Raw genomic sequence first — 24,426 nt, forward strand, 5'->3', positions numbered from 1 at the left:
CCTATTTGTCTAGTCCACTAACTTCTTTAGGAGGGTGTTTTGATGGATTTAGTAAGTCTTAGTGGCAATTTGTTATATGCTGCTTTTATTTTATATTTAATAGCGACGCTATTCTTTGGGGCGACCATTCGCCAAAAAGATAGTAAAGTAAAGAAAAAAGGAATATCAGGGAATATCGCAATCACGATAACTATACTAGGTTTCTTATCCCATTTTGGATATTTTATCACAAGATGGATGTCTAGTGGACATGCACCATTAGGCAATATGTTTGAATTTGTAACTTTCTTAGGAATGGCAATGATCCTGGCATTTATCATTATCTATTTTATGTATCGACTTAGCTTTTTAGGACTATTTGCATTACCGATTGCAATGTTGATCATCGCATATGCAAGTATGTTTCCATCGGAAGTTGCTCCACTTGTACCATCTTTGAATAGCCACTGGTTATATATTCATGTTTCAACAGTGGCAATTGGACAAGGTATTTTATTTATTAGTTTTGTTGCCGGGTTGATGTATTTAATAAAGGAAATTGATCAGTCAAAACGTACGAGTAAAAATACTTGGCTGGAGGTTATTCTTTATACAGCATTCCTATTTATAGGCTTTATCGTTATAACTACAGTATTTAATATAATGGGATATAAGGCTACTTTTGAGTATCAGGAAGGAACGCAAATGGTTACTACTGAATACCACTTACCGGCAATTGCGGCTCCGAATAATGGAGTCTTAATTACTGAAGAGGTTATGGAGCCTTGGTTTGAAGCACCGACTTGGATGCAAGGTGCGGATGCTGGAAGGAAATTTAATACCGTTATTTGGTCGGTATTTAGTGGAACAATTATTTATCTATTAACCGTTCTTATATTAAGAAAACGTGTAGGAGCAGCATTACAACCATTATTGAGAAATGTAAAAGCAGATCTTTTAGATGAAATTATGTACCGGGCAGTTGCTATCGGATTCCCTATATTCACTTTAGGAGGCCTCATATTTGCAGCTATTTGGGCACAAATCGCCTGGGGAAGATTCTGGGGCTGGGACCCGAAAGAAGTATGGGCATTGATAACTTGGTTCTTCTATGCAGCGTTTCTCCACTTACGATTATCCAGAGGTTGGCATGGTGAAAAATCAGGATGGCTTGCTGTAGTAGGTTTCGGTATTATAATGTTCAACCTTATTGTAGTTAATCTGGTACTTGCAGGTTTACATTCTTATGCATAAATAAATGGAAGAGACAAAGCGCTATTCTACGGAATGCTGCCGCCTTGTCTCTTTTCTTATACTTTTTTACTATATTCATTTATAATAATAGATAATGGAATAGGATATGGATTATTGAATGTTCTTACTTTCCTACTAAATTTTGAATGATGGAATAGAGTTTATAGGGGGTTTATGAATGGAAAAGGACTTAAAAATATTAGTTGTAGATGATGAAGATAGAATACGCAGATTGGTCAGGATGTATCTAGAAAGGGAAAATTATATTATTGATGAAGCTGATAACGGCCATGACGCATTAGAAATGGCTTTAGAGGAAGATTATGATTGTATTATTCTTGATCTAATGATGCCGGAAATGGATGGTATAGAGGTATGTGAAGAACTAAGAAAGCATAAAACAACTCCGGTTATTATGTTGACGGCAAAAGGAGAGGAATCCAATCGAGTTCAAGGATTCGAGGTTGGGGCCGACGACTATATTGTTAAACCATTTAGTCCAAGAGAGGTTGTATTAAGAATTAAAGCAATTCTTCGGAGAGTCGGTACTTCTACATTTACTAATGCAGATGGTTCGGCCAGGGATGTCCTCGTATATCCTCACTTAACTATTGATTACGATGCTCATCGGGTAACTGCAGATGATCAAGAAGTGAATTTAACTCCGAAAGAATACGAACTGTTATGCTTTTTAGCGAAATCTCCCGATAAAGTATTTACACGAGAAACCTTATTAAAAGAAGTATGGCAGTATGAGTTTTTTGGTGATCTAAGAACCGTTGATACTCATGTGAAGCGACTTAGAGAGAAATTGAGTTCTGTCTCAGAGAAGGCTTCAAAAATGATTGTTACTGTTTGGGGTGTAGGTTATAAATTTGAAGTTGTTGAGGGAGAATAATGGTCTGGCGCAATAATATTGTCATTAAATTGGCATTAACGATTATTCTTCTAGTTTTCTTTGTTTTATTTATTCTCTCCTTACTGTTAATGCAGTTCTTTGAAAATTTTTATATCCATGAAGCGGAAGCAACTATGTTGGAAACCGCTTCGAGGGTTGCGACGATTATTGATCAGCAAGATAATCGTACTTTTATCCAAGAATCTGCTGAACTATTTAAAGATCCTTCCGCTCGTATCGCAATTCTGTATCCTACGGGTGACTATTGGTTATCAACTAGCACTGACAGTGAATTGAGTGATATCAGCTTGTATTGGATCAAGAACAAACCAGAACTATCGGAAGTTTTTACGTTAAATCGTGAAGTGAAAGAACTGGTTGTTCTACCAGAACAAGATACGACTGCGATTATAGTGGGTAAACCGCTTCTAAACGAGGGAGCGGTATTTATCTACCAATCACTTGATGTGATTAATCAAACAAAAGCAGAAACCCAGAGAATCATTCTTATAGCTGCAGGCTTTGCAATTGTATTGACTATTTTCTTTGCAGTCTTCCTCTCAACGAGGATTACTTCACCATTAATTAAAATGCGTGAAGCAGCAGCAGACTTGACAAGAGGTGAGTTTAATACAAAAGTTCCAGTGTTGACTCACGATGAACTCGGTGATTTAGCACGTGAATTTAATCGTATGGGGAGACAATTAAAATACCACATTAACGCATTGAATCAGGAAAAAGAGCAGCTTTCAAGTATCGTTAATTCAATGGCAGACGGAGTAATCACGCTCAATCGTAATGAAGATGTGATCGTTATTAATCCGCCTGCAGAAAAGTATATTGAAGATTGGTATTTTGAAAACAATATTGATCCAAAAGATCTTAATCAGAAATTGCCAGATGAATTAAGACAAGCATTGCAGAGAGTTATTGAAGGTGAATCTGAAATCGTGCGGGAGATGCATATGCAAGGAAGAGATTATGTTATGCTCATGACTCCATTATACGATGAAAACCATGTACGTGGTGCGGTAGCTGTAATTAGGGATATGACGGAAGAGAGAAAGTTGGATAAGCTGCGGAAAGACTTTGTGGCAAATGTCTCTCATGAATTGCGTACACCAATATCTTTATTGCAAGGCTACAGTGAAGCAATTGTCGACGATGTTGCTGAAACAAAAGAAGATAAAAATGAACTTGCGGCAATCATTCATGACGAATCGTTAAGGATGAGCAGACTTGTTAATGAGTTATTGGATTTGGCAAGAATGGAAGCTGGACATATTCAATTGAACGTAGAGACATTAGAAATTGAAAAGTATATCCAGAGAATCATAAAAAAATTTCAACCAATTGCTGAAGAAAATCAAGTAGAGCTGAAGCTTACGATGAAAGTTGAAAAAGGCGAGGTAACATTCGATGGAGACCGAGTGGAACAAGTTTTTACCAACTTGATTGATAACGCAATCCGCCATATTGGTGAACAAGGGTATGTGCACGTTTCAGTTGAAAGTGATGAATCTGAATTCCGCGCAGAAATTGCTGACAATGGAAGTGGTATTCCTGAAGAGGATTTACCGTTTGTTTTTGAACGATTTTATAAAGCAGATAAGTCACGTACAAGAAATAAACAGAAAAAAGGTACAGGTCTTGGTCTTGCAATCGCTAAAAATATAATCCATGCCCACCAAGGAAAAATTAGGGTGAAAAGTAAAATAGAACAGGGAACAACCTTTAGTTTTACAATCCCTCAAACTAAATAGAAAAGAATTAAAGTGAGGTTTAAACAAGCACATGAATAAATTGTTCATCAAATCAACTATTATCTTATTAATTTTAATATTGCTCAGTGCCTGTGGTGATGAAGAAAATACATCACCTATTGTCAGTACCAATGATACTGATAGTTCAGAGGAAGTGCCGGAAAATGCTGTACGACTAACTATTTCCATGTACGATGGGCAGCAGTTCATTAATGAGCAGCAAGTCGAAATTGAAGAAGGAGCAAATCTACTTGAAGTTCTCGATCAAACATTCTACATTGAAACCGATGAAAACAATGAACTTACTTCCATTGAACGAATGAAGGTCAGTGAAGAAGAAGATACAAGTTGGCATTTGTTCGTAAATGATGAACTTTCTGATATACCTGCTAAGGATTATATACTTAGCGGAGGAGAGAAAATTGTACTAGATCTGCAATAATCAATCGGGCGGTGGGATTCACCGCTCGATTTTTATTTCTTAAATAATGTAAGGATTCATATTGGAAGTTATTGTGTTCTCTGATAAAGTAGGTAAAAACTGAAACACTTTTTCTTATATATCGTCTAATGGAGGGAATTGGGGGAAGCAGATGAAAGCTCTGTTTAATAACTTCTATGAGAAATATCATCATGATCTTTATAATTTTGTGTATTATATGGTCAAGAATAAGAACCTTGCAGAGGATCTTGTGCAGGAAATATATATTCGTATATTTAGATCCTATGGTAGCTTTCGTGGTGAGGCAAGTGAAAAGACATGGGCTTTTTCCATTGCTAGAAATGTCATTTATGATTACTTTCGAAAAGAAAAACGGAAGCGTAACTATGCAAATCAAACAGTAGACTGGGACGAGATGGCAAGCATTGTGACGATCGATCAAAAATTGCCGGATGAGTTGCTTATTGAGGATGAAGATATCCAACTCATCTATCGATTACTTGATGAATGCAGTTTGAATCAAAAGCAAGTGATAGTTCTGCGATACATACAAGGATTTACTCTTAAAGAAACCTCAGAAATGTTGGATATGTCCATAGGTAATGTAAAAACACTACAACACAGAGGTATCAACAAGCTAAAAAAATTGTATGAAGATAAAAAACGGAAAGGAGGAATGAAAGATGGCTTCAGATGATAGAGAGGTAAAAGAGTTACTAGGACGCTTACCAACAGTCGAAGATGGTTTAGATAAAAAAGAGTTATTTGAACAAATATCTATTGCTTTATCAGAAGATGAGCAATCCATGAAGAAAAAGAAGCGACTTTTACCGATTCTTTCAGTTGCAGGCATATTCATTCTGATATTTAGCATCCCATTCCTCCTCAACACCAATCACGGAAAGATGTCCATGGAGACGCAGGATTCCGCAAATGACGCACAAATATATAGCGGAGCAATAGAGTCGTCAGATGGAACAAATAATGAATCTGATCAAGTTGAGTCTATGGACGAAAATCTCATCATGGATAATAGCCAAATCGGAGTTATCAAGCAAGTGCCATCCGGGCGAAAAATCGTCCATTTCAATATTTTTAATCATTCTAGAGATTATGTAATACCGGTAGCGTTGATTGTTCCGGAAGCAGAAGATAGAGATTATCATAGCGAGCAAATGAAAGAAATACTGTATTCGTATGATTTATTGCAAGATGAAGATTACATTCAAGAAAAAGACTTAACCGACCAAAAAGCCAGTTTTATGCTTTATAAAGAAAAATATTATGTCAGTCTTCCACAAGATAGTAAAACAATATATGATGCGTTACGTATGCTGCAACAGATAAATCCTGAAACTTATTTAGAAAATACAATTAATCCTTCAGTGGACTTTAAGGTTACAGAAGAGGGGGAGCTGTTGATCGTTCAGTTTGAAATAGGGACTTTGAAAGTTGAGGATATTACAACCCAGATGATAGACTCCATATTGCTGACTGCAAAAAGTTATGGATTCTCTAAAGTGCAATTTGAACATATACCAGTTGAAGAGATTGGGTGTTATCAGTTTAATTCTCCAATTGAAGTCCCGGTTGCAGCAAATCCCATCCTATTACAATGAGTGGTTGCAATGCTTGTACAAATGATACCTTCAGATCAACTCTGTTTTTAAATCAGAGTTGTCTATTGACAGTAAAAAGTACGAAAGCTTCATAGAAGTCTTCGTACTTTTATTGTCCACTCTTATTTTAAACACTTGGCGAATCATGTATTCTAAATTATAATATGTAATACCCATGATTGTTCAATCATGATATTCTTATTTCCTACTCATGGATTTTTTCCTCATCTTTACTTATACATATCTTCCTATCGCTATTCTCTAATTAATATTTACTAGTACTTTCAGATGGATTGGATGTGAGTTGCTTGATCTTTACTGGAATAATCTTAACGATAGCAAAAAATATAAGTCAGGAAAGAAGTGTTTCAAGCATATATAATTTATTAGTTGGTAGTAAAAACATCCAAACTATACAGGATGCATATATTTTTGGCATCCAAAATTATTATGGAGTTTACAAAGGCTTGGAAAAAAGCAGATTCGATGAAAAGATACAAGAATTAACACAGCTCGGGTTACTGATAGAAAAAGCAAGAGAAAACAGCCGGAAATTCATTGCTTATACAGAACAGGCGGACTATTGGCTATCAGAGCACCAACAGAGATTGCCATTACATTATTTCCAAGGCATAGTCTATGAAGAGAAAGCATCCTTATTTTATGAACGTCTACTACTATTAATTCAAACTTTAAGTAATATAAAAGAGAATAATTTTAATTTCATTCCTGTCATTCATCAATCTGATGCTGAGAGGTTTGTCAGGAATGTATATAATCAAAAAAAAGCTAATAAAAATCAGTACATACAAAAGTTATATGAAGAGTTGGTCGATTTATTAGAAGATTTACCAGAAGTAGAAGCAAATCTATTTGTTGATCGGCTTTCTGGATTTGGGCATTATGGTAAAAGTATCGAACAATTGGCAACAACTTATAATAAAAGCAAGGACGATGTCATATTAACCCTTGTGGGAGTCAGCCATCAATTTATTCGAAAGATCGAGTCGGAAAAAAATACATATCATGTACTTTTTGAAATGGTAGCTGATCTGCAAACTCCATCCAGATTGACAGATTCAGCCAGGAAAACTTATGAACTATTTTTACGAGATTTTACACCGGAAGAAATAGCGCATAAACGGCATTTAAAATTGAATACGATATACGATCATTTAGCCGAAATAGCACTTTATGATTCAGCATTTCCATTTTCATCTTTCGTTACCGAAACAGAAGCAGAAGAAATTATGCATGCTATTGAACATACTGAATCATATAAGTTAAAGGTGATCAAAGATGCTGTTCCAAGCGATATAAGCTTTTTTCAAATTCGATTGATGCTTGTATTCAAACATAAATTTAGGGAGGGAGGCGGTCAATTTGTCTAAAACAATGCAACTGGAGCAAAAATTGGAGCGGTATTTTCAATATGATCAGTTTCGAAAAGGTCAACGGGAAATTATTGAAGATGTCCTTCAAGCGAAGAATGTATTGGGAGTCCTACCTACAGGGTCCGGTAAGTCTATCTGTTATCAATTGCCCTCCCTGTTAATGGATGGTCTCACTATCGTAGTTTCTCCCTTAATATCCTTAATGATTGATCAGGTAAAAGAACTAAGATCAAAAAACTTTAAACGAGTTGTAGCGTTAAACAGTTTGGTTGGCTATGAGGAAAGACAATTTATTTATCAACATCTCAACCAATACAAATTGTTATATATATCACCAGAACTATTACAACAGGAACAATTTATTAAAAAGCTGTCTTCCATAAAAATCAGTTTATTTGTCATTGATGAGGCTCATTGCATTTCCCAGTGGGGGCATGACTTCCGCCCGGATTATCTAAAACTGGGAGCTATAATTAAACAATTGGAAAGTCCGCCAGTTCTTGCTTTGAGTGCCACTGCAGCACCAGCTGTTCAAGAAGATATTATAGAGAACCTGCATTTAAAAACGATAACGAAACACATATATCCAATGGATCGTAAAAATTTAACGTTTATTATAGAGAAAGTGTCTACCATTCATGAAAAAATAGAATTGATGACAACATACTTAGGTAAGCATTTGGGGCCCGCTTTAATCTACTTCTCTAGTAGAATTCAAGCAGAAAATATGGTGGAGACATTGAGGAGAATGATGCCATCATTAAAGGTAGCTTTTTATCACGGTGGTATTGATCCGGTGGATAGAATACAGATTCAACAACAATTCATGAATGATCAATTAGATGTTATTTGTTGTACGAGCGCATTTGGAATGGGGATTAATAAATCAAATATTCGACTTATCATCCATTTTCATATCCCTTCTCAAATTGAGGCTTATATTCAAGAAGTTGGAAGGGCGGGAAGGGATGGTAAACCAAGCATCTGTCTGTTGCTATTTGGAGTGGGAGATATTGCAATACCGAAGAACATCATTGAAAATGAATTGCCGCATGAAGATGAAATAAGAGTAGTGATGCAGCAATTGAAACAAATGGGGGAGGAAGGGTTAGAGCTGCCAGTCCGGGATTTAGAATTGTATGAACGCTTTCAAATAAGTGAAACAAAATGGAGGTTTTTACGGTTTCATTTCGAAAAACATGGTATGATTATGGCAAAGAATATCGTCTATGATCCCATTCAATGGCAACGAGTATTTCGTCAGCTCAATAAATGGATACAATCAAGAAATTCATATAAAAAACAAGAGTTAGAGGAAATGATAGACTTAGTAGAAACTACAGCTTGTCTAAGGGAAACAATTTATAAGAAGTTTCAAAAAGGATATTCAACACCGATTTTCCAATGTTGCAGCAATTGTGGAATTGATCTTTCGAAATGGGCTCCTTCTGTTAAACCAGCTAGAGACGAGGAAATACCATGGAAGGACAAGCTCAGGAAACTTCTTGTGGGTGGAATATGAAACAAAGTGAATTAATTAAACAGCTCTCAGATAAAGAATTGAAGTTAAATCTTTTGTTCTCACAATTGCTATTCCTTGGCATCTCCATTTTACTAAGTTTGTTTTTATTCGACCATTTTTCTGATTGGTTATTGTTGTTTGATTGGCAGCTGAAGGAAATTTTTTATTTTGGAATTATACCAGCATTTATTATTGTGCTAATTGACATCTTACTAATTAATCTCCTTCCTGATACGGCATTTGATGATGGGGGAGTCAATAGGAGAATATTTGGTGATCAACCGGCTTCTTTTATATTCGGCATTTCATTACTTGTCGCCGTTTCTGAAGAATTACTTTTCAGAGGAGTCATTCAGAGTACATTTGGATATCTGTTCGCAAGTATTCTTTTTGCAATCGTACATATACGGTATTTAAAAAAACCAGTACTATTATTATCCGTATTGCTTGTGAGTTTTTTTATTGGGTATATATTCTCAGTGACTGAGAATTTAATTGTTACAATAACACTTCATTTTATAGTAGACTTTTTATTGGGATTATATATACGCTTCAGAAGTGAGGTGCATTCATATTGAGTATACAACCTGGAAATAAGGATGAGGATCAGGCAAATGAGTTGAGTCAGCTTTTTGATGAGATTGAAAGTGGAAATGAAAAGCATGAAGAAACAATTGTTCTGAAAGAAGATAATGAAATTGATGTCTTAAACTTGCCTCCCAGAAAAGAAATACATACAAAGAACAATCGGTTTAGGCTTAAATTCAGCAGACCATTTATTCGTTTTGCTTTCGTGATTTTTATTGTTGCACTAAGCATATGTATTGCTTTATATATTTGGCAGGATGAATTTACTTCTCTGTTGCATAGACTTTAATAAAGCTGTGGAACGATGGGTAGTGCACTACCTAAAAATTAAATAATTGCATATAGTATTAGTATACATTCAATGATTAACCGGAGCGATTTCGACCATTGTATGTTAAAGTGGGATATTTTTACGTAAGGGGGATACTGTATGCGTGTTGAAAGACTGTCAAGTCACCAGTTTACGATTTTCTTAACGTTTGATGATTTAATTGAACGTGGCTTTACGAGCGATGATATATGGCACGATGCAGCAAGTGTCCGGCATTTGTTCAGTGAAATGATGTATGATGCAAGTGATGAACTAGATATAGAGTTAGATGGTATGCTTCTTGTTCAGGTGTTTATGATGCAAGCGCAAGGAATGCATATTCTTGTCACTCAAATGAATGATATTGTAGGTGAAGATGATGATTTCATCGAAATGAAGGTGACATTAGACGAAAGTCATGAATTGATATTTTTGTTTGATGATATTGAGAATCTTATTCATGTTGCCTCCTATTTATCTCCTATGGGTATTGAAAATGGGCAGGTATACTACCTGGACAATTATTATTACATGCTCTTTGAAGAGGACGATTTATCCGGTGTGGAGAAGGAAAGCATCATTGCAGTAATGTCGGAGTATTCCCAGTCCAGTATTCTGACCTCCCATCGTCTAAAAGAATACGGTAAGATAATTTATGAAAATCAAGCAGTGAAACAGTTGATCGATAACTTCTACTGATAAGTTATTGGCCTCCATGTTTAAATCTGAGGGTATTATGGGAAATGAATTATTAATCATTTATATTAGTGTTTCAGGTATTTATATCCCGAATCGTAGTTACCTGTTTTATAGTATTTTTATTGCATATTTACTGTTAAAGTGTATACTAACTTCTTAGTAGAAGGTTTTTTATTATATATGTATTCTAGGGGGTAAATTCATGGTAACCGATAAAGCAGTAGATTCTACCGAAGAAAATCATGAAAATCTAGATGTGTTAGATTCCACAAGAACAGTGATTAAAACGGCCTTAGAAAAACTGGGATATTCGGATGAAGTTTATGAATTGTTGAAAGATCCACTTCGTATGATGTCAGTTCGTATTCCAGTACGGATGGATGATGGGAAAGTAAAGGTTTTTACAGGCTATCGTGCACAGCACAATGATGCAGTTGGACCTACTAAGGGTGGAATTCGTTTTCACCCAGATGTTACAGCCAAAGAAGTGAAGGCTTTATCCATTTGGATGAGTTTGAAAGCGGGGATTGTAGACCTTCCGTATGGTGGTGCCAAGGGTGGAATCATCTGCGATCCGCGACAAATGTCTTTCCGCGAATTAGAGCAACTAAGTAGGGGATATGTTCGAGCTGTTAGTCAAATTGTTGGACCTACTAAAGATATTCCAGCACCAGATGTATTCACAAACTCTCAAATTATGGCCTGGATGATGGATGAATATAGTAAAATCGACGAATATAATAGCCCTGGTTTCATTACTGGAAAACCAATTGTTCTTGGTGGATCACATGGTAGAGAATCTGCAACCGCAAAAGGGGTAACGATTGTTCTAAACGAAGCTGCTAAAAAACGTGGCATTGACATAAAAGGTGCTCGAATCATTATTCAAGGCTTTGGAAATGCAGGAAGCTACTTATCGAAATTCTTATATGACCAAGGGGCAAAGATTGTTGGAATAGCAGATGCCCACGGTGCACTATATGACGCGGATGGGTTAGATATTGACTATCTGTTGGATAGAAGAGACAGTTTTGGAACCGTAACCAATCTGTTTGATAATACTATTTCAAATAAGGAATTGTTTGAACAGGAATGTGATATTATTATTCCTGCTGCTGTAGAGAATCAAATAACTAGAGATAATGCGCATAAAATTAAAGCGAGTATTATCGTTGAAGCTGCAAACGGACCAACAACTGCTGAAGCAACCCAAATCTTGACAGAGCGAGGAATACTGCTCGTGCCAGACGTACTGGCATCAGCTGGTGGGGTAACTGTATCCTACTTTGAATGGGTGCAGAATAATCAAGGTTATTACTGGTCAGAAGAGGAAATAGATCAAAAACTACATGAAATAATGATAAATGCTTTTGAAACGATATATAACCTTTCCCAGACTAGAAAGGTTGATATGCGACTTGCCGCTTACATGATTGGTGTAAGGAAAATGGCAGAAGCAGCCCGTTTCCGAGGCTGGGTCTAAAACAACCTAAACAAAAACTCTTATCATTTGTCTGATAAGAGTTTTTATATTGCATAATAACTTAGAAAGTTCATTACGCCTCTACTGGAGGACTGCTCACAGCTATACATTTATTAATCTCACTGCATTTTCATGAAGCAGTTTATACATTTTCCAACACATCTTCGTTTGTACTTAAATTTATTTATAGTAAAATGGACCATAGAGCATATATAAAGGAAGTGGCAAGTTATGCAGCAGGAAGAAGTTATCATTGTGGGTGCTGGTCCTTGTGGGATGGCAGCAGCAATTGCTTTACAGGAAAAAGGTATTAACCCTTTAATTATCGAAAAAGAAAATATCGTAAATAGTCTATATCGTTTTCCGACACATCAAACATTTTTCAGTTCCAGTGATAAACTCGAAATTGGGAATGTAGCATTCATTACAGAAAAACAACGCCCTGTGAGAAATGAAGCACTGACTTATTATCGTGAAGTGGCAAAAAGAAAAGAATTGCGGATTCATTCTTTCGAGGAAGTTATACATATCGAAAAAGACAATAAGGGGTTTACTGTACAAACGGAAAATAGAAATCAAGCTACAAAAGAATATAAAGCGAAGTTTGTTATTATTGCAACGGGATATTATGATCAACCAAATTGGATGGGGATACCTGGTGAGGAATTATCTAAAGTAAGTCATTATTTTAAAGAAGCTCATCCTTATTATGATAAAAATGTTGTCGTTATCGGAGGCAAGAATTCAGCGGTAGATGCAGCATTGGAGCTGCATAAGGCTGGTGCTCATGTAACGGTGATGTATCGGGGAGATAAATATTCCAAAAGTGTAAAACCTTGGATTTTACCTGGATTTGATTCACTTGTGCAAAAAGGCGAGATATCAATGATTTTTAACGCTCATGTGACAGAAATTACAGAGCAAGAGGTCTATTACCACGTGGCTGGAGTTGAAGATAAAATCCCTAATGATTATGTGTTTGCGATGACAGGTTATCAACCGGATATTAAATTCTTAAACCAAGTAGGGGTACATACGGATGAACAAACTGGGATTCCAATGTATGATGACGAGACTTATGAAACCAATGTACCGGGGCTCTATATAGCGGGAGTAGTAGCTGCAGGATTTAACAACAATGCGATATTTATTGAGAATGGGCGTTTTCATGGAGAGGCTATTGCAGAATCGATAGCTGCTCTACATTCAAGTAAAGTATAAATATCCAGTCTATTATTTGTAATTCTTAAAGAGAGTTAGCATGAAGTGCTAACTCTCTTTATTTAGTTGAAAATAGTTGTCAATGATTTTATATCTCTCGTGTTTTCTAGTGCTATCAATAGTTTTAGTCTTGCTTTCGGACCAGTTAACCCATTGGCAAAAATAACTCCTATTTCTTTCAACTGCCTGCCCCCGCCAGAATAAGCATAAGTCGGTTGGACAATTCCTTGGTAACTTCGGGAAACGAGAACAACTGGTACTTTATTCTCGAGTAATTTGCGGATTGATTCAACTGTAGAAGCCGGTAAATTACCTTGCCCAAGTGCTTCAATTACCAATCCGTCCGGCTTGATTGTGTGGAGAGCTTCGATTAATCTGCCATCCATTCCAGCATATGCCTTAAGCAAATAGACATTCGAATTGATTTGGTGAACTGGATAGTGTTCCCGCCTTAAAATGCCGTGATGAAATATGATTAGTTCCTTTGTGACAATTCCAATAGGTCCATATTGAGGACTTTGAAATGTTGCGACATTACTTGTTGATGTTTTTGTTACGTTGGCAGCTGTATGTATTTCATCATTCATTACGACCAGAACACCTTTATCCTTGGCGTTATCTTCACATGCTACCCGTAACGAGCTTATTAAGTTATATAGTGCATCTGATCCGATTTCATTACTTGACCGCATGGCGCCTGTAAGGATAATCGGTTTTTCAGTATTAATTACAAGATCTAAAAAATATGCTGTTTCTTCAAGAGTATCTGTACCATGGGTTATAACGATTCCATCATACTTTGGTAGAACACGTTGTATTTCAATTGCCAGTTGTAACATATGATTAGGAGTAATATGGGGAGAAGGTAGGTCAAAGATTACTTGTTCATCAATGTCTGCAATTTGTTGATACTGGTCTTTTGCTCGGCTTAGAGGGTGTTCGTTCGTTACATTTACCGCACCAGTTTCTTTATTTTCCAACATAGAAATGGTGCCACCCGTATGAATCAATAATATTTTTTTCATCGTATTCACCTGCTTAAAATTTTACTATTTCAAATAGGACAACTTAATGATACGATAAAAGTAATGTATTTGGAAAGAGGTTTAAGGTTATGATCGCTATATTTACAGTCGGGCTCGCACCTGTTGTAGCATTAATGTCATTTTTTTACTTGAAAGATGAATATCAAGAGCCTATCCCACTAATCATCCGTTGTTTTTTATTGGGTAGTGTTCTTGTTTTTCCTATTATGTTCGTGCAACACGCATTTGTAAAAGAAGGCTTTGTTTTAAATAGCTTCTTAGAATCCTTTCTCCAAATTGCATTGCTAGAAGAATTTTTAAAATGGTTTATTTTTATGTTCTCCATGTACCATCATGAGGAATTTGATGACCATTATGATGGGATAGTTTATGCTACAGCGATCAGTCTTGGCTTTGCCTCAGTTGAGAATATCCTCTTTTTATTAACGAATGGAATAGAGTATGGTTTTTCCAGAGCCATATTTCCCGTATCTTCTCATGCCTTGTTCGGAGTGATTATGGGCTATTATATTGGAAAAGCAAAAACTCGTGAAAGTAGAACGAAGTATAACCTATGGTTGGCATTTTTCATCCCATTCTTGCTTCACGGCATTTATAATTATATTTTACAAACCGTCACAACGAATTGGTTATATTACTTGATTCCTTTTATGATTGTTTTATGGATGTTTGGACTACATCGGATGAAAGTAGCAAACCAACCAAATCTCAATTAAAGAACAGTAAGCATGTAGAGCATCACACCTCTACATGCTTTTTATTTTTCTATCATGTATAAAAATAGAGTTGCAACAAAAACTATCCTCAAGTAATTGCATTAGAGGAGGGTTAGGTTTGCGAACAAAAAAGATTAGTTTATTAATCATCTTTAGTTTATTCCTGTTACTCTTTATTAACGATGACAATCAGGAAATAAAAGCGTTTAGTCCCCAAGTAATTCAACATGGGGCGGTTGGTGATGATGTAATTGAACTTCAAGCTAGGTTACAATATTTAGGATTTTATAACGGAAATATTGACGGCGTGTTTGGCTGGGGTACGTATTGGGCACTTAGAAACTTCCAATATGAATTTGGGATGGAGATTGATGGATTAGCAGGTGAAGAAACTAAAAACAAACTGGTCCAAGCGAGTGAGTATGATGAAGCGTATGTAAAAGAACAAATTAAACAAGGTAACCGGTTTACGCATTATGGCGGAACTAATAAACAGTCAGACACTGGAAATCAACAGAACCAGGAAGCCCAACAAACAGATAATACAACTGCGGTAAATGTACCTCAAGGATTTTCACAGAATGATATTCAGTTGATGGCTAACGCAGTCTATGGGGAGGCAAGAGGTGAACCATATGAAGGACAAGTGGCAGTGGCTGCTGTTATCTTGAATAGAGTGGCTAGCCCGAGCTTTCCTGATACAGTATCAGGGGTTATTTTTGAACCAAGGGCATTTACTGCTGTAGCAGATGGACAAATTTGGTTAACTCCAAATGAAACAGCCAAAGAAGCAGTTCTCGATGCGATTAATGGTTGGGATCCTTCGTCGAATGCGTTGTACTACTTTAATCCAGATACCGCAACTTCACCTTGGATATGGACCAGACCTCAAATTAAGCAAATCGGTAAACATATCTTTTGTAAATAGGAAGGCGTGAATAGTATGATTCGTTGGATTACCATTGGTGCTTTAACTTTAGGTTTAATTGGAACAGCAGTTTGGGGATACCAAGAACATCAAGAGAAGAATGCGATCTTAATACAAGCAGAGAATAGCTATCAAAAATCCTTTCATGAACTTACTTATTATATGGATTTATTGAATGATGAAATCGGGACAGTACTCGCAATGAATTCACATGAACGGCTGTCGCCTCAATTCGTTGATATTTGGCGAATTGCTTCAGAAGCTAATACAAATGTTTCTCAGTTGCCTCTTGGTCTGTTGCCTTTTAATAAGACAGAGGAGTTTCTATCGGATATCGGTGATTTCACTTATAGAACAGCAATCCGCAATCTAGATGACGATCCATTGACATCAGAGGAGACAAAGGTGTTAGAGGATTTATATGTGCAAGCAAAGGAAATTAAGGACGAATTAAGACATGTGCAACATATGGCGCTTGAAAATAATTTACGCTGGATGGATGTTCAACTAGCCTTGGTGAATAATGACCAATCTGACAATACAATCATTGATGGTTTTAAAACCGTTGAAAAACAAGTGGAAGGCTATACTGAGGCGAATAGCCAATCTGGTTTAATCGGTGTAAGTACAAAACCGCAAAATCATATTGAAGATTTGCCTGGAGAAAAGCTAACCGAAAAAGAAGTACAAGACTTGGGGCGAACAGTTTTAGGTGTTGATCAGAGTGAAGAAATGGATGTTACCTCTTCAGGAGATGGAGCAGATATACCTTTTTATACCGTTTCCTATCATGATGATGATAAAAGGGCATATATGGATGTGACACAAAAGGGAGGATACCCGCTAACCATATTAATTGAGCGCCCGATTGGGGAGAAAAAATTAAGTTTGCATGATGGAGCAGAAAAAGCTGAGGAATATTTGGAACAAATGAATATTGAAAATATGGAATTATATCAAAGCATGGAATTGGATAAAGTCGGAATGTATTCTTTCCTGTATAACCAGGATGGAATCCGTGTGTACTCTGATTCGGTGGAAGTAAAAGTTGCTTTGGACAATGGAGATATTCTCGGTTTAACTGCAGAAAACTATTATAGTAACCATCATAAACGAGAAATAGCTGAACCTACGCTTAGTGAAGAAGATGCCTTAGAGTATGTTAATCCGAATATAAAAATTGAAGAGGCAGACCTTGCGATAATCACTAATGACCTTGATGAAGAAGTTTTAGTGTACGAATTCCTAGGTACATTGAATAATGAAACGTATCGTATTTTCATCAATGCAGAAGATGGAACGGAAGAAATGGTTGAAAAACTAGGAGGCAAGGAATTAAAATATTCTCTTGATTTTTAGGGGTAGGCTAAAGCCTTCCCCTTTTCAAATAAATCTGTAATAATAAATATATAATAATTTGAATAATTGAGAGAAGAATTGAGGTAACAAGATGAAGGGGATTTCCATCAAAGTTGGAACAAAGGTCAGTTTGATATTAAATGAACCAGGGAAGAGTAAGGAAGAATACTACAGTAAAATAATCGATATGAAAGAAAACTATATTATTTTGGACAATCCGGTTCATAAGGCTACAAGGAAAACTATATATTTTCCCGTCGGTACATCTTTTAACTTAAGTTTTGTAGGAGACGACCAAGCAGTATATGAGTTTTCCACTAAAATTGCTGCCAGGCTAAAATTAAAATTTCCTGCCTTAGCGGTTCCTATGCCTAAATTAGAAGATCTACATAGGATTCAACGTAGGGAGTTTGTGCGGGTAGATGCAATTGTAGATGTCGCTGTTCACCGGAAAGATAAATACAATCGAGCATTTACTACAGTTACATCAGATATTAGTGGTGGCGGCTTATCACTTATCTTACCTAAAAAAGAATCCCTTGAAATGGATGAAGTCGTTGATATCTGGCTGAGTCTTGGTTTCATATCTGGGACATATCATTATATACATACAAGTGCTAAAGTAGTGTTTATCCAATCAAAAGACGGTATTCGTTCAGCTTCCGTTAAGTTCGAATCTATAAAAACACAAGAGCAACAGTTAATTGTCAGTTATTGTTTTGAAAAACAGAGGGAAATGAGAAAAAAAGAATATTCTTAAGGAGAGAATTCTAGACCTTACAATTTAAATTATGCTATGATGAATAGTAGATAAGTTTAATAATTGCTTGATCATGTGGTAGGTAAGATGCATGGTCGGAGAGGACGGCAGGTTGTACATGCAGGAACATAATACAGCAATTGCAATCGACGGGCCAGCAGCAGCTGGAAAGAGTACCGTCGCAAAAATTGTAGCTGAAAAATTAAAATATATTTATGTGGATACAGGAGCGATGTATAGAGCCCTCACATTAAAGGTACTGAATCTGGATATAGACCCTTCAGATGAAGAAGCAGTGTTGGAAGTGCTTTTGGAAACCGATATTGAACTGACCAATGAATCAAACGGGCAGCGGGTTCTTTTAGACGGGCAGGATGTCACAAATGAAATACGTCATCAACCTGTATCTGCAAATGTATCATACATAGCTAAACTCCCTACTGTACGAAAAGAAATGTTGAAAAGACAGCAGGAATTGGCTAAAGACCGTGGAGTAGTTATGGACGGTCGGGACATAGGCACCCACGTACTTCCCAACGCTGCAGTTAAAATTTTTCTTGTGGCTTCGGTGGAAGAAAGGGCAAAAAGACGTCATGAAGAAAACATGGCAAAAGGCATCCCGTCAGAACTAGACCAACTGAAAAAGGAAATTCAACAAAGAGATGAAATTGACTCTAATCGTGAAATCGCTCCATTAACAAAGGCTGAGGATGCAATTGAAGTAGACACTACTTCTTTATCTATAGAAGAAGTTGTCGATCGTATTTTACTCGAAGTAGAGAAGTACAAAACTACACAATTGTAGAAGACTTTACTTGACAAAAAAATGTAATTATTAGAAGTTATAAAAAGAATCATTTATAATCGTATGATGTCAATAGGAGGGCTAAGGATATGAGTAACGAATTTAACGAAATACCAGAACTAAACGTAGGGGATACGGTAACGGGGACGATTGTTAAGGTAGAGGAAAAACAAGTTCTCGTTGATATCGGTTATAAAACAGAAGGGATTGTTCCGATAAGTGAACTTTCCAGTCTGCATGTTGAGCTTCCAAGTGATGTTGTAAGCGAAGGAGATACTATTACACTGCAAGTGAAAAAAGTTACGGATGACGAAGTTGTGTTATCTAAAAAAGCAGTAGATGCTGAAAAAGCATGGGCAGATCTACAAGAGAAATTTGACAATAAAGAAGTCTTTGAAACTGTCGTTAAAGAAGTAGTTAAAGGTGGACTTGTTGTCGATGTCGGTGTGAGAGGATTTATCCCTGCATCACTTGTAGAAACATATTATGTAGAAGATTTCAGTGACTATAACGGAAAGACTCTTGAGGTCATCGTTGAAGAACTGGATAGCAGCCAAAACCGTGTGATTTTATCACACCGTGCAGTAGTGGAAAGAGAAGCTGAAGCGAACAAAAAAAATCTGTTGGAATCGCTCGAAGAAGGTCAAGTAATTGAAGGGACTGTACAACGCTTAACAAGTTTTGGTGCATTTGTTGATATTGGTGGTATAGATGGTTTAGTCCATATCTCGCAACTAGCCCACCATCATGTTGAAAAAGCATCAGATGTTGTTTCAGAAGGAGATAAAATCAAAGTAGAGATTTTATCCGTTGATCGTGACAGCGAAAGAATTTCTCTATCCCATAAGGCGACACTTCCAGGACCATGGACAAATATCGGTGAAAAGGTTGCGCAAGGTGATGTACTTGAAGGTACAGTAAAACGACTGGTGAGCTTTGGTGCATTTGTTGAATTGTTCCCGGGAGTAGAGGGACTAGTGCATATTTCACAAATAGCTAACCGTCATATTGGTACCCCTCAGGAAGTTCTTGAAGTCGACCAAAAAGTCAATGTAAAAGTACTTGATGTAAACGAAGAAGAAGAACGTATATCACTGAGTATCAAAGAACTTGAGCAACAACAGCAACAAGAAGAAGTAAAAAATTATGAAAAAGATGATGATCATTCCGGTTTTCAATTGGGAGACGTGATTGGTGATCAACTGGATAAATATAAATAAAAAGAATTAAAAGCTTTCCCTATAGGGAAAGCTTTTTTTTGTGTTTACTATATGAGTTAATCCGGATATCATTTCGTATAACAAGCTCACTTTTTTGGAACAATGATGACAAAGGAGTGAGAATATGAATGAGTATACATATGCTATTGTGTTTGGAATAGCGGTAGGTACTCTATCGCGTATTTTAATGTTGAAAACGGATTACAGACAATATCCAACATACCTTCACGGTAAGATTATCCACGTCTCTTTAGGCTTTATCGCAGCAGCATTAGGTGCGATTGCAGTCCCTGCCTTACTTGAGCAAGAATATACAGCAGTAACATTGTTGACAGTGGCCGCAACACAGTTTCGTGACGTTAGAAATATGGAAAGAAACACATTGACTGAGATTGATCAATTTGAGCTTGTACCGAGAGGAAAGTCTTATATAGAAGGTATAGCGATTTCCTTTGAAAGCAGAAATTATTTATGTATTTTCACTGCTTTCATATCCGCATTATTATACATTCACTTTATTTTACCAATTGCTATTTTAGGCAGCATACTCTGTATATTAATAGCGATGAAATTGATGAGTGGAAGTACAATAAAGGATATAGCTGAGATTGTTCCGATCCCTTTAAAGTTTGAAGGAGCAGGGCTTTACGTTGATAATATTTATATTATGAATATTGGGGTAGAAGAAAGAAGGGAAGAAATATTAAAGTACGGGATGGGCTTTTTGATACTTCCGAAAAATAGGGACATCGTGCAAACGTTAGCTAATTTAGGGCAAAGACAAGCAATGCTTCATGATGTATCCGTTTCATTAGGTATCTTTCGTGATTCAGGAACTCCAGCTCTAACACCATTAATTAAAAGAGATCTGGTTGATGGCAGAGTAGGAATGTTTATTCTACCTCAAACTCGTGATATTGATTTAGCAATTAAAATAATCGGTTCTGTACCTGTGTTGGAGAGTGCGATAAGACTTCCATCTGAATCAAAACCTTATAATGGAAAGAGTGATGAATAGTGGTAATTGAGAAAGCCATCCTCGCAGTTGTAACTACTAATAACACAAAAATTACTGGTGGAGCACCAATTTTTATTTGTGAATCCAAGAATGAATTGCAAACCATTTGTGCTAATCTTGAGGCGATAACAGATGGAATTGCCCATGCATTAAGTGAAGAGCTTTATATCGTCGTTAAACATTGATATTGGTTTAAAATTGTTTATATGGCTTGGTTTTGCTAGAATAATGAAGTAATGAAAAGTATGTTTGAGAAGGGAAGTTCCTTTCATGAGAAAATCAGTAGTAGCAATAGTAGGTCGACCGAATGTCGGCAAATCAACAATCTTCAACCGTCTAGTGGGTGACAGAATTTCCATCGTTGAAGATATTCCTGGTGTTACTAGGGATCGGATATACTCTAAAGCAGAGTGGTTAAATAATGAATTTAATCTTATTGATACAGGTGGAATTGAATCTGGTGATGAGCCATTACTTGTACAAATGCGAGAACAAGCCGAAATAGCCATCGATGAAGCGGATGTAATCATCTTCCTAGTTGATGGGAAAAGCGGGATCACTGCAGCAGATGAAGAGGTAGCCAAACTATTATTTAAATCTAATAAACCTGTAGTATTGGGTGTAAATAAAATGGATAACCCAGAAATGAGAGAAACCATTTATGAATACTATTCTCTTGGCTTTGGTGAGCCATTCCCTGTATCGGGGGCACATGGACTTGGTTTAGGTGATCTGTTGGATAAAGTAGTCAGTTACTTTCCGGAACAGCAGGAACCTGAAGAAGACGATGAAACAATCTATTTCAGTTTAATTGGTCGTCCGAACGTAGGGAAATCCTCTTTAGTAAATGCCATGCTGAATGAAGAACGTGTAATCGTCAGTGATATCGCTGGTACTACGAGAGACGCTGTAGACACAAGGTTCAGTCGAGAAGGGCAGGACTATGTAATTACGGACACCGCGGGAATGAGAAAACGTGGAAAGGTGTATGAAACGACCGAAAAATATAGTGTGCTTCGTGCATTAAAAGCAATTGAACGTTCCGACGTTGTCCTTATTTTAATTGATGCAGAAACTGGAATCATGGAACAAGACAAAAAAATTGCAGGAATAGCTCATCAAGAAGGAAGAGCTATTGTCATTGTGGTCAATAAATGGGATACGGTTGAATCCAATGAAAAAGCAATGCGGGAATTTGAAGAACAAATTAGAGTGCATTTTCAGTTTCTTGAATACGCACCAATTGTGTTTCTATCCGCCAAAACTAAAAAGCGATTGCATACACTATTGCCTGTAATCAATATGGCGAGTGAAAACCATGTAAAACGGATACCGACCAATCTATTAAATGACGTGATTATGGATGCGTTAGCTATCAATCCGACACCGACATATAAGGGAAGACGGTTGAAGGTATTGTATAGTACACAAGTTGCGGTAAAACCCCCATCTTTTGTGGTTTTTGTTAATGACCCGGAACTGATGCATTTTTCATATGAAAGATTTTTAGAAAATCAGATCAGGGAAGCGTTTGACTTTACTGGTACGCCAATCAAAATTTTCGTAAGGAAGCGACAGTAGAGTTAAAGGAGGAATTATCTTGAAAAAGGTAGCAGTGTTAGGTGCAGGAAGCTGGGGAACAGCTTTAAGTATTGTATTAGCTGAAAACGGCCATGATGTCAGGTTATGGAGCCATAGGGCAGAACAGGCTGAGGAGATTAACAAAACAAAACGGAACGATCGATATCTGGATGTTACTCTACCTGATCAGATAACTGCATTTTACAATCTCAAAGAAGCTGTACAAGATGTGGAAGCGATTGTGATCGTCGTACCTGCAAAAGCAATACGTGAGGTAGCGCGATCATTGACAGGAATTATACCGGAACATGCAACAATCATTCATGCTACAAAAGGTATTGAGCCGATTACTCTAATGCGTGTGTCTGAAATGATAGCTGAAGAGTTGCCTGAATATCCAGCAGATAATATTGTTGTATTATCTGGGCCAAGCCACGCGGAAGAGGTTGCATTGAGACATCCGACAACGGTTACGGTAGCCGCTAAAAATGCAGATAAAAACAAGCACGCCCAAAATCTCTTTAATAGTGATACGTTTAGGGTCTATACAAGTCAGGATGTATTGGGAATAGAATTGGGTGGAGCTTTAAAAAACATTATTGCACTTGGGGCTGGTATTTCCGATGGTTTAGGATTCGGTGATAATGCAAAAGCTGCATTGATCACAAGAGGGCTTGCGGAAATTACACGACTTGGTACTTCTTTAGGTGCCAATCCTTTCAGTTTTCTAGGATTATCTGGTGTAGGTGACTTGATTGTAACGTGCACAAGTGTACACAGTCGAAATTGGCGTGCAGGAAACCTGTTGGGAAAAGGGCATGAATTGGAAGCTGTGCTGGAAGAAATGGGCATGGTAGTCGAAGGTGTCCGTACGGTAAAAGCTGCACAACAAATCGCTGAAAAACAAGATGTTGAAATGCCCATTACAACGGGAATCTACCAAATTCTTTTTGAAGGTAAAAAACCTGAAGAGGTAGTCAATCAATTAATGAACCGAGACAAACGTGAAGAATTGGCAGAACTGGAGATATTGCTAAAAGAACATGATTCTTAATTCACACGCATTTCCTTCGCTTGCATATAATATTTTGAAATTATGAATCAAGGAGGAAATGCGGTGAACAACTTTCAAAAAGGAATGTTCGATAAAATTCAACAAAACGCAAACATATCACCTGATGAAATATTTAAAGTAGCTGACTCGGTAAAGAATGCAGATTTTTCCGATGAGCAAACAGTTCGTGATCTTATCCAACGTTTATCACGGATGGCAGGTAAGCCTGTCTCGAAGCAAAAAGAGGATAAGATTGTTGAGGCTATAGTTAAGAATAAAATGCCAATGGATTCTAAAGCCATGAATAAATTTTTCGATAATTAATGCGGTATTAGGCAGATGAGGATGCATAAGTCATAATTCTCGCATAGAATACATCGCACAAGCATTCATGGATAGAGTCTGCGTGGGTATTATCTAGTCACCCGAGATGGAGTCAGCCCCCTCCGTCTCGGTTCTTTTTTTGCATCATTTTAATATAAGAATACTTCATGCTTATGATATAATATGGGATGGTTTCGGTAGATTTTACAAGTTAGAGGTGAATTATAAAATGAGTATATCTATGCTAAAAATGTACATTTCGTTTGTAGGAATGATTTTATTATTTATAGCATTAGGTCTAATCTGGTTAAGCAGAAAGAAATTAACAGGTTGGTTAGCAAATGTAATATCCCTTTTAGCATACTTCAGTTTAGTTTCAGGAGCTATTATCATTCTCTTTGTCGTCTTTACAGGACCTACAAGATAGTTATCAGGAGGTTAAG

General features: G+C 36.8%; 26 protein-coding genes. 25 read left to right on the forward strand and 1 reads right to left on the reverse strand.

Features of this window, described 5'->3' with window-relative positions:
• Positions 1-42 precede the first annotated feature (42 nt).
• The 13 genes from ccsB (at position 43) to M3210_RS01035 (ending at position 13,172) form a co-directional block, all read left to right on the forward strand.
• Complete coding sequence (gene ccsB, locus M3210_RS00975; RefSeq protein ID WP_251510246.1) at positions 43-1,233, forward strand: c-type cytochrome biogenesis protein CcsB; 1,191 nt, start codon at positions 43-45, stop codon at positions 1,231-1,233.
• A gap of 178 nt (positions 1,234-1,411) precedes the next feature.
• Positions 1,412-2,131 carry a response regulator transcription factor gene (locus M3210_RS00980; protein ID WP_251510247.1) on the forward strand — a complete coding sequence of 240 codons (720 nt, stop codon included), beginning with the start codon at positions 1,412-1,414 and terminating at the stop codon, positions 2,129-2,131.
• The gene (locus tag M3210_RS00985; protein WP_251510248.1) at positions 2,131-3,894 is read left to right on the forward strand and encodes an ATP-binding protein; all 1,764 of its coding nucleotides are present in this window, start codon (positions 2,131-2,133) and stop codon (positions 3,892-3,894) included. The genes M3210_RS00980 and M3210_RS00985 overlap by 1 nt, the downstream gene beginning before the upstream one ends.
• Before the next feature lie 31 nt (positions 3,895-3,925).
• A complete protein-coding gene (locus tag M3210_RS00990) occupies positions 3,926-4,336 on the forward strand; it encodes a DUF4430 domain-containing protein (RefSeq protein ID WP_251510249.1) in 411 nt (136 codons plus the stop codon).
• 151 nt (positions 4,337-4,487) lie between these two features.
• Complete coding sequence (locus M3210_RS00995) at positions 4,488-5,033, forward strand: sigma-70 family RNA polymerase sigma factor (protein WP_251510250.1); 546 nt, start codon at positions 4,488-4,490, stop codon at positions 5,031-5,033.
• A complete protein-coding gene (locus tag M3210_RS01000) occupies positions 5,020-5,955 on the forward strand; it encodes a hypothetical protein (RefSeq protein ID WP_251510252.1) in 936 nt (311 codons plus the stop codon). The genes M3210_RS00995 and M3210_RS01000 overlap by 14 nt, the downstream gene beginning before the upstream one ends.
• Before the next feature lie 299 nt (positions 5,956-6,254).
• Positions 6,255-7,346, forward strand: a complete 1,092-nt coding sequence (locus M3210_RS01005) for a YpbB family protein (protein ID WP_251510254.1) — start codon at positions 6,255-6,257, stop codon at positions 7,344-7,346.
• Positions 7,339-8,871 carry a RecQ family ATP-dependent DNA helicase gene (locus M3210_RS01010; protein ID WP_251510256.1) on the forward strand — a complete coding sequence of 511 codons (1,533 nt, stop codon included), beginning with the start codon at positions 7,339-7,341 and terminating at the stop codon, positions 8,869-8,871. The genes M3210_RS01005 and M3210_RS01010 overlap by 8 nt, the downstream gene beginning before the upstream one ends.
• Complete coding sequence (locus M3210_RS01015) at positions 8,829-9,449, forward strand: CPBP family intramembrane glutamic endopeptidase (RefSeq protein WP_251510258.1); 621 nt, start codon at positions 8,829-8,831, stop codon at positions 9,447-9,449. The genes M3210_RS01010 and M3210_RS01015 overlap by 43 nt, the downstream gene beginning before the upstream one ends.
• Positions 9,446-9,748 (forward strand): hypothetical protein, encoded by a 303-nt coding sequence (locus M3210_RS01020; RefSeq protein ID WP_251510260.1) that lies wholly within the window; start codon positions 9,446-9,448, stop codon positions 9,746-9,748. Before M3210_RS01015 ends, M3210_RS01020 begins: the two co-directional genes overlap by 4 nt.
• 141 nt (positions 9,749-9,889) lie before the next feature.
• Complete coding sequence (locus M3210_RS01025) at positions 9,890-10,468, forward strand: adaptor protein MecA (RefSeq protein WP_251510262.1); 579 nt, start codon at positions 9,890-9,892, stop codon at positions 10,466-10,468.
• A gap of 202 nt (positions 10,469-10,670) precedes the next feature.
• Positions 10,671-11,951 (forward strand): Glu/Leu/Phe/Val family dehydrogenase, encoded by a 1,281-nt coding sequence (locus tag M3210_RS01030; protein ID WP_251510264.1) that lies wholly within the window; start codon positions 10,671-10,673, stop codon positions 11,949-11,951.
• Positions 11,952-12,182: 231 nt separating this feature from the next.
• Positions 12,183-13,172, forward strand: coding sequence for a YpdA family putative bacillithiol disulfide reductase (locus M3210_RS01035; RefSeq protein WP_251510266.1), 990 nt, complete (start codon positions 12,183-12,185; stop codon positions 13,170-13,172).
• A gap of 62 nt (positions 13,173-13,234) precedes the next feature.
• On the opposite strand, the gene M3210_RS01040 is transcribed toward M3210_RS01035, so the two are convergent.
• Positions 13,235-14,197 carry an asparaginase gene (locus M3210_RS01040; protein WP_251510268.1) on the reverse strand — a complete coding sequence of 321 codons (963 nt, stop codon included), beginning with the start codon at positions 14,195-14,197 and terminating at the stop codon, positions 13,235-13,237.
• An 89-nt stretch (positions 14,198-14,286) separates the two neighbouring features.
• Here M3210_RS01040 and prsW point away from each other — a divergent pair, with 89 nt between their 5' ends.
• The 12 genes from prsW to M3210_RS01100 all read left to right on the forward strand — a co-directional run bounded on the left by prsW (position 14,287) and on the right by M3210_RS01100 (position 24,410).
• Entirely contained in the window at positions 14,287-14,934 is a 648-nt protein-coding gene (prsW, locus tag M3210_RS01045) for a glutamic-type intramembrane protease PrsW (RefSeq protein WP_251510270.1), read from the forward strand.
• 145 nt (positions 14,935-15,079) lie between these two features.
• Positions 15,080-15,862, forward strand: a complete 783-nt coding sequence (gene sleB, locus M3210_RS01050) for a spore cortex-lytic enzyme (RefSeq protein WP_379597714.1) — start codon at positions 15,080-15,082, stop codon at positions 15,860-15,862.
• 15 nt (positions 15,863-15,877) lie between these two features.
• Entirely contained in the window at positions 15,878-17,221 is a 1,344-nt protein-coding gene (gene ypeB / locus M3210_RS01055) for a germination protein YpeB (protein WP_251510274.1), read from the forward strand.
• 91 nt (positions 17,222-17,312) lie between these two features.
• A complete protein-coding gene (locus M3210_RS01060) occupies positions 17,313-17,981 on the forward strand; it encodes a flagellar brake protein (protein ID WP_251510276.1) in 669 nt (222 codons plus the stop codon).
• 118 nt (positions 17,982-18,099) lie between these two features.
• Positions 18,100-18,786, forward strand: coding sequence for a (d)CMP kinase (gene cmk / locus M3210_RS01065; RefSeq protein ID WP_251510279.1), 687 nt, complete (start codon positions 18,100-18,102; stop codon positions 18,784-18,786).
• 89 nt (positions 18,787-18,875) lie between these two features.
• On the forward strand, positions 18,876-20,006 hold the full coding sequence (rpsA, locus tag M3210_RS01070) for a 30S ribosomal protein S1 (RefSeq protein WP_251510281.1): 1,131 nt from the start codon (positions 18,876-18,878) through the stop codon (positions 20,004-20,006).
• A gap of 124 nt (positions 20,007-20,130) precedes the next feature.
• A complete protein-coding gene (locus tag M3210_RS01075) occupies positions 20,131-21,024 on the forward strand; it encodes a YIEGIA family protein (RefSeq protein ID WP_251510283.1) in 894 nt (297 codons plus the stop codon).
• Positions 21,024-21,209, forward strand: coding sequence for a capping complex subunit for YIEGIA (locus M3210_RS01080; protein ID WP_251510285.1), 186 nt, complete (start codon positions 21,024-21,026; stop codon positions 21,207-21,209). Before M3210_RS01075 ends, M3210_RS01080 begins: the two co-directional genes overlap by 1 nt.
• An 85-nt stretch (positions 21,210-21,294) precedes the next feature.
• Positions 21,295-22,605 carry a ribosome biogenesis GTPase Der gene (gene der, locus M3210_RS01085; protein WP_251510287.1) on the forward strand — a complete coding sequence of 437 codons (1,311 nt, stop codon included), beginning with the start codon at positions 21,295-21,297 and terminating at the stop codon, positions 22,603-22,605.
• 19 nt (positions 22,606-22,624) lie between these two features.
• Positions 22,625-23,659, forward strand: coding sequence for an NAD(P)H-dependent glycerol-3-phosphate dehydrogenase (locus tag M3210_RS01090; RefSeq protein ID WP_251510289.1), 1,035 nt, complete (start codon positions 22,625-22,627; stop codon positions 23,657-23,659).
• 63 nt (positions 23,660-23,722) lie between these two features.
• Positions 23,723-23,983 carry a stage VI sporulation protein F gene (locus tag M3210_RS01095; RefSeq protein WP_251510291.1) on the forward strand — a complete coding sequence of 87 codons (261 nt, stop codon included), beginning with the start codon at positions 23,723-23,725 and terminating at the stop codon, positions 23,981-23,983.
• A 229-nt stretch (positions 23,984-24,212) separates the two neighbouring features.
• Entirely contained in the window at positions 24,213-24,410 is a 198-nt protein-coding gene (locus M3210_RS01100) for a DUF2768 domain-containing protein (protein ID WP_251510293.1), read from the forward strand.
• Positions 24,411-24,426 lie beyond the last annotated feature (16 nt).

It is taken from the genome of Oceanobacillus luteolus, assembly GCF_023715655.1.
GTDB lineage: Bacteria > Bacillota > Bacilli > Bacillales > Amphibacillaceae > Oceanobacillus > Oceanobacillus luteolus.